The sequence below is a fragment of the Azospirillum sp. B4 genome, assembly GCF_000333275.1.
Lineage (GTDB): Bacteria > Pseudomonadota > Alphaproteobacteria > Azospirillales > Azospirillaceae > Nitrospirillum.
Window position 1 is genome coordinate 1 of sequence record NZ_BACU01000614.1, and the last position, 1,697, is coordinate 1,697.

The window sequence follows — 1,697 nt, forward strand, 5'->3', positions numbered from 1 at the left end:
AGGACGGCGGCCTGCATTGCAAGGCCGGCCCCGGCACCGACGGCCCCTTAGGGGGGTTCCGGCGCACGTCCACGACGGGATCGACCCCTAGGCATTGCAGGGCCGACCCCGGCGCAGAGCGGTTCCTCGCCACGTTCCGGCGCACGTCCACGTCGGGATCGGTGGCAAGGCGTTGCAAGGCCGGCCCCGGCACCGACGGGTTCTCCGCCACGTTCCGGCGCACGTCCATTTCGGAATCGGCGGCCAGGCATTGCAGGGCCGGCCCCGGCGCCGATGGGTTCTCCGCCACGTTCCGGCGCACGTCCACGACGGGATCGACGGCCAGGCGGTGCAGGGCCGGCCCTGGCGCCGATGGGTTCCCCGCCACGTTCCAGCGCACGTCCATTTCGGAATCGGCGGCCAGGCATTGCAGGGCCGGCCCCGGCGCCGATGGGTTCCTCGCCACGTTCCGGCGCACGTCCACGACGGGATCGACGGCCAGGCGTGCCAGGACAGGCCCCGGCGCAGAGCGGTTCCTCGCCACGTTCCGGCGCACGTTCACGTCGGGATCGGTGGCCAGGAGGTCCAGGGCCGGTCCCGGCGCCGATGGGTTCTCCGCCACGTGCCAGCGCACGTCCATTTCGGAATCGGCGGCCAGGCATTGCAGGGCCGACCCCGGCGCCGATGGGTTCCTCGCCACGTTCCGGCGCACGTCCACGACGGGATCGACGGCCAGGCGTGCCAGGACAGGCCCCGGCGCAGAGCGGTTCCACGCCACGTTCCGGCGCACAAGCACCTCGGGATCAGCGGCCAGGCGTGCCAGGGCCGGCCCCGGGGCCGATGAATTCTCCGCCACGCTCCGGCGCACGGATTCGCTGGAATCGGCGGCCAGGCGTGTCAGGGCCGGCCCCGACGCTGACGGGCGCTCCGCCAGGTAGACCCTCACAAACCAATTGAAATCGGTGGCGAGGCGCTCCAGGACAGGCCCCGGCGCCGATGGATTCTCCGCCACGTTCCGGCGCACGTCCACGACGGGATCGGAGGCCAGACGTTCCAGGACAGGCACCGGTACCGATGGGTTCAAGGCCACAGCCCACCGTACGTCCACGCCGGAATCGGCAGCCAGGCGGCCCAAGACAGGCACCGGCGTCAAAGGGTTCGTGGCCACGATCCGGCGCACGACTTCGCTGGAATCAGCGGCCAGGCGCTCCAAGACCGACCCCGGCGCAGAGCGGTTCCTCGCTACGGCCCGGCGCACGTCCACGTCAGGATCGGCGGCCAAGCGTTCCAGGGCGGCCTCCGGCGCCCTTGGATGCGAGGCTACCCTCTGACGCAGGCCCACGTCGGGATCGGCGGCCAGGCGTGCCAGGGCCAACCCCGGCGCCGACGGGTTCAGGACCACGCTCCAGCGCACGTCCACGTCGGGATCAGCGGCCAGGAGGTCCAGCAGCGGGGGCGGGGCCTGCGGATCGCCAGCCACGGCGTAAGCTCTCAAACTGGAGGTGCCGACCGCTTCTCGCAGGGCGTGCCAGGCTTCTCCCAGGGCTGCAGGCGCTAGCCCCAACCGGGCGACCAGGTGCAGGGTCACCCGCAGGGGGCTGCGGCCCATACCATGCAGGATGGAGGGATCAGCGGCATTGCGCTGGCCCAGCCGGACCAGCCAGGCCAGGGCTTGCGCCACCTCACCCGGCAGAGATAGGGCCAGCAGCAGGGCCAAG

General features: G+C 72.0%; 1 pseudogene. It reads right to left on the reverse strand.

The window, feature by feature from the left end:
• Positions 1–1,697 (reverse strand): annotated as a pseudogene (locus I55_RS27490) (hypothetical protein); the annotation flags it as partial.